Below are 5,480 nucleotides of genomic sequence, written 5' to 3' on the forward strand. Positions count from 1 at the left end.
CGCGACGCTGGACGAAAACCCGCAGGTGGCGTTGGTCTACGCCAATGCTTATGTGACGGCCACGCCGTGTCAGGACTTTGCGACCTGTACGCCCATTGGGCGCAGCGACTGGCCCGCCTTCGACAGGCGGACGCTGTTTACCTACAACTTTGTCGGGCCACAGCCCATGTGGCGCGCCGCCCTGCACGAGCGTTACGGCTATTTCGACCGTGACTTCGAAGCCATCGGCGATTATGAATTCTGGCTCCGCATCGCGCGGACCGAGGATTTCCTCTTGATTCCCGATGTGCTGGGGCTTTATTTTATGGCCCCGGAGACGGCCGAGCGGCGCGACCCGCAGCTGTCCAGGCAAGAACGCCTGCTGGCCAGACGACGCTACAGAATCGGCGAATAATCCGCCGAAACATTACCAGAGAGATGAAACAGGAGACCGCGACGTGAGCGCTTCTGCCGAGATACGACGACAGGTCGAGGACCTGCGCCGACAGCTGGAATACCACAACAGGCGCTACTACGTCCTTGACGATCCCCAGATAACCGACGCCGAATACGACGCTCTGTTCCGCAACCTGCAGGACCTTGAGCGCCAATACCCCGAGCTGGACGACCCCAACTCGCCAACGCGGCGCGTTGGCGGCGAGCCTGCACCGGGCTTTGTGCAGCAGGACCACCGCCTGCGCATGTACAGCCTGGATAACGTGTTCAACGTGGACGAGTGGTCCGAATACGCCGCGAGAGTGCGGCGCGGGCTGGACATTGACCACGACCTGCCCTTTTGGGTGGACCCCAAGCTGGACGGACTGGCGTGCGAAATCATCTATGAAAACGGTGTGCTGACCACGGCCCTGACGCGCGGCGACGGCATCACCGGCGAGGTGGTCACCGCCAATATGCGCACCGTACGCAACCTGCCCCTGCAACTGGACATGGACGACATGCCGGAGCGCTTTGAGGTGCGCGGCGAAGTCGTGATGCTCAAGGAGGACTTTGTCCGCCTGAACCGCCAGCAGGACGAGGAGGGCGGCAAAACTTTCGCCAATCCGCGCAACGCCGCCGCGGGTTCCCTGCGGCTTTTGGACTCGCGCATCACCGCGCGCCGCCGCCTGAGCTTTATGGCCTACGGCATTGGCGAGGTGTCCTTCCCCTCCGGCGAAGCCAAGTGGTCCACGCATCAGGGAATGATGGAATTTTTGGCCGGGGCGGGCTTTACCATTCCGCCGCTGGCCAAGCTGTGCGAGTCGCCGGACGAGGTGGCCGCCTACTACGAGCGCCTGATGGCCGAGCGCGACGACCTGCCCGTGGAAATTGACGGCGTGGTCGCCAAAATCAACGACATCGAGGCGCAGGACGCCCTTGGCTTTACTGCGCGTGCGCCGCGCTTTGCCATGGCGCTGAAGTTTCCGGCCATGCAGGCGCAGACTGTGCTGGAGAGCATAGAGGTGCAGGTGGGCCGCACCGGCGTGCTGACCCCGGTGGCGCATCTGCGCCCTGTGGTGGTGGGCGGTGTGACTGTCTCCCGCGCCACCCTGCATAACGAGGATGAAATCCGCGCCAAGGGCGTGCTGGAGGGCGATACCGTCATCGTCCAGCGCGCGGGCGACGTTATCCCCGAGGTTGTCGGCCCTGTTGTGGAAAAGCGCACCGGCGAGGAAAAGCCCTTTGTCTTCCCCACCGTCTGTCCGTCCTGCGGCTCCCCGGTGGACCGCCTGCCCGGCGAGGTGGCGATTCGTTGTCTGAACGTCTCGTGCCCCACGGTGCTGCGGCGGCGCATTGTCCACTTTGTGTCCAAGGCTGGGCTGGATATGTCCCGCGTTGGGCAGCGCCTTGTGGAGCAGTTGGTGGACAAGGAGCTGGTCAAGACGCCGGCGGATTTGTTCCGTTTGCGGCGCATGCACATTATGCACCTTGAGCGCATGGGGCCGAAGTCGGCGCAGAATGTCATTACGTCCATTGAGGCGGCCAAAGAAGCGCCGCTGGAGCGGCTTATCGCGGCCATGGGCATCCGGCACGTGGGCGAACAGACCGCCCGCACGCTGGCGCGCGCCTACCGCGACCTTGACGCCATTGCCGAAGCCTCGGTGGAGGCGCTGACCGAACTGCCGGACATTGGTCCGGAAGTGGCGGGAAGCGTGCACGCCTTTTTCCAGAATGACGACAACCGTCACCTTGTGGAGGAATTCCGCGAGGTGGGGCTGTGGCCCGTCGGCGGCGTGGACGAAACCGCCGAAGCCGGAGAGCAGCCCTTGGCGGGGAAAACGTTTATCTTCACCGGTTCCCTGCCCGGCATGTCGCGGCCCGATGCCGCCAAGCTGGCCGAGGGCGCTGGCGCGAAGGTGGTCAAAAGCATTTCCAAGAACGTGGATTATGTGGTGGCGGGCGAAAAGGCGGGCAGCAAGCTGACCAAGGCCGAAAAGCTGGGCCTTGCCGTCATTGACCTTGATGCCTTTATGGCGCTGCTTCAAGGCGGGGCTGGTGAGGGCGGAGAGGCGAATGCCTCCGGCGCCGCACACCCTGCCGCTGAAACAAGCGCAGAATCCGCCGCCGTGCAGGAGGCTCCGTCCGCGGACTCATCCGAAGAGGCTGAGGGTGCCCAGCCGGAAGCTGGTCAGACCGAAACGGCCAAGACGGGTGCAGACGGGGCGAGCGCCGGAAAGGCCTCTGCTGACGCGGCAGGCGCGGAGCAGAGTGGCGCGGCTGTTTCCGATGCATCCAGCACCTCTCCAGATGCGCAGGTGAGCGCTGATTCGGACGCGGAAGCAGGGGAGTCATCTGCTTCTGCGGGTGCCCCAAGTGAGGCGCCTGCGCTGTTGAAACCGCAGACGCAGGACGCGGCTGACGCGGGAGCGATTTCCCCTGAGGGCGAGGAAGCCCCCGCGCCGGAGGGCAGTGACGCCACAGGTGGCGACGCAGACGCCCTAGCCCAAGCCCCAAACACCGCCGCGGACACAGCCCCAGACGATGAAGCCGCCGCTGACGGCGAACGAAAGGCGGACGCCCCGGCAGGGCCCAAGCAGTACACACTTTTCTAATATCGCAACACGAATGGAACCGGAGGACGACATGAGTACCCCTATTATCGTCATGGGCGCCAAGGGCCGCATGGGCGCAACCATCTGCCGCATGGTGCAAAATGATGCTGGCGCGGAGCTTGCCGCCGTTGTGGAGCGCCCCGGCAGCACGGACGGTTTGGACTACCTTGGCTGCCCCGTGGGCACCGACCTTGCCACGGTTTTGCCGGAGCATCCCGGCGCTGTGGTCATCGATTTTACGGCCCCGCAGGCTAGCCTTGCCAACGCCCGCGTTTGCGCGGCCAACGGCAACCCCATTGTCATTGGCACCACGGGCCTCACCCCGGAGGAGCAGGACGAACTGCGCACCATCGCCGCCACCAACGCGACATTCTGGGCGCCGAACATGAGCGTTGGCGTCAGCGTGTTGCAGCAGATTCTGCCGGAGCTGACCAAAAAGCTGGGGCTGGATTACGACATTGAGATGGTGGAACTGCACCACAATCAGAAAAAGGACGCCCCCAGCGGGACGGCCCTCAAGCTGGCCGAGTGCGTGGCCGAAGCCCGCGACTGGGACCTGCAGCAGGTCGGCACCTATTGCCGCGAGGGCATCATCGGCGCGCGCCCCAAGGAAGAAATCGGCGTGCAGACCATCCGCGGCGGCGACGTGGTTGGCGTGCATACCATGTACTTCATGGGTCCGGGTGAGCGCATTGAGGTGACGCATCAGGCGCACTCTCGCGATACCTTCGCCCAAGGCTCCGTCCGTGCGGCCAAATGGCTGTCCGGCAAGGCCGGGGGCAAGCTGTACGCCATGGCGGACGTTGTCGCGTTGTAGGCGCGCAAAGAACTAGAGTGGCTTTTCAAGGCGGCAGGGCATTGCGACCCTGCCGCCTTTTTGTATGCACGTTTTTCCGCGTGTGATGGGCGTTTTGCACACTGGGGAGAAAAGGCTTGTACTATTCTTCACAAAAGGCGCGCTTTGGGGTACGTTTTCCCAGTGTGTTGGGAGTGTTTCTTTTTTCTGAACCTTTGAACCCAATTCAGGGTGAGCAAAGAAGGAGGACATGGCACCAATTGATATGAACGCCCTTGCGACCATTGCATTCGATATAACGTGGGAGAGCGCCGAAGCCCGGCACCGGGAGCGTTTTCTCGGCCGCAAGGTGAACCTGTGGCGGGATATATTTCCCCCCGGCCTCAAGGAGGCGTTGATGGGGAAGGACATCGGCGAAAGCGCCCACATCCATTATGCCCCCGGTGAGGCCGTGGCGGACAGGACGGACAACTTGGTCTTTGGCCTGCGCCCGGACGATTTTTGCCCGCGCATGTTTGGTGGCCGCAGGGTGCAGGCGCGCTTTGGGCGTTTTTATCCCAGCGGATTGCTCCGCAACGTTCCCGGAGTGTTTCCGCAAACCGTCTCGCCGTTTCGCATTACCGCGCTGACGGAGGGGCGTCTTGTGGCGGACCGCAATGCTCCCTTTGCGGGGCGCGAGTTTACGCTGTCCGCAACCGTGCTGAACGCCGCGGAAAAGGCGAGCGACACCGGCGGCCGTCTGACGGATTGGATTGAGGAGATATGCCTTTCCGGTCCGGGGATGCAGGTGCGGTGCGAGGGCGGCCCAACGGATTTTGCCGCCAGTGCATGCGGCGACTTCGACCGGGTGGACGCCGCGCCGGATGAGGAGTTTTACGAAACCACGCGCCTTGTGGGGCATGTGGATGCGCAGGCCTCGCTGTTTTTGCAGGAGGAGTATTCCCACCACCTGCGCCCGGGGATGCGTGTGTTGGACCTGATGAGCAGTGTGCAGTCGCACGTGCCGTCGTCCCTGGGGCTGGACATGGTCGGCCTTGGCCTCAACAGCGAGGAAATGCGCGCGAATCCGGCTTTGGGCGACCATGTGGTGCACGATGTAAACCGCACGCCGTCGCTCCCCTTTGCAAGTGGCGAGTTTGACGCGGTGCTGCTGAGTCTGTCCTTTGAGTATGTCACCGAACCGGACAAAGTGGTGCGGGAGATAGCCCGTGTGCTGCGTCCGGGGGGCGTGGCGCTTCTTGGATGCTCCAACAGGTGGTTCCCCACCAAGGTTGTGGCCATCTGGCGCGAATTGCACGAGTTTGAACGCGTTGGCTACATTTTGCATTATCTGCAAAAGACGGGCGTGTTTGTCGATATGCAGACCGTCAGTGTGCGGAATTGGTGGCGGCCCGAGGATGACCCGCACATCCGCGAAACATGGACCAGCGACCCCGTGTATGTGGTGAGCGCCGTCCGCATGTAGTGAGCGACGATCGCATGTGGCGCCTGCGTACGCGCTCCGCGATGGGGGCGTTTCGGCAGGGCTGAGCGATTGGCCGTGGCAACCAAATGGGTAAGGCGATGCTTCCGAATGGAGGCGTCGCCTTTATTTGTGGAGAGCGGAAAGAGGACACCTCTGGAGGGAGGCTCTAGACGAAAAGGTTGGCGAGGGT

The 5,480-nt window shown here is 63.1% G+C and carries 4 protein-coding genes; all 4 read left to right on the forward strand.

The genetic code is table 11. The annotated features are described in order from the left end of the window. Positions 1–394, forward strand: a 394-nt coding sequence (locus ACY69P_RS13605; protein ID WP_462327865.1) for a glycosyltransferase family protein, incomplete at its 5' end; no start/stop codon positions are given. A gap of 43 nt (positions 395–437) precedes the next feature. Further along, positions 438–3,029 carry an NAD-dependent DNA ligase LigA gene (gene ligA / locus ACY69P_RS13610; RefSeq protein ID WP_462327866.1) on the forward strand — a complete coding sequence of 864 codons (2,592 nt, stop codon included), beginning with the start codon at positions 438–440 and terminating at the stop codon, positions 3,027–3,029. Between the two features lie 31 nt (positions 3,030–3,060). Next, positions 3,061–3,846, forward strand: a complete 786-nt coding sequence (dapB, locus tag ACY69P_RS13615) for a 4-hydroxy-tetrahydrodipicolinate reductase (protein ID WP_459901867.1) — start codon at positions 3,061–3,063, stop codon at positions 3,844–3,846. A gap of 229 nt (positions 3,847–4,075) precedes the next feature. Further along, positions 4,076–5,290, forward strand: a complete 1,215-nt coding sequence (locus ACY69P_RS13620; protein WP_462327867.1) for a methyltransferase domain-containing protein — start codon at positions 4,076–4,078, stop codon at positions 5,288–5,290. The last annotated feature ends 190 nt before the right edge of the window (positions 5,291–5,480 follow it).

This window comes from Desulfobaculum sp. (genome assembly GCF_054921475.1).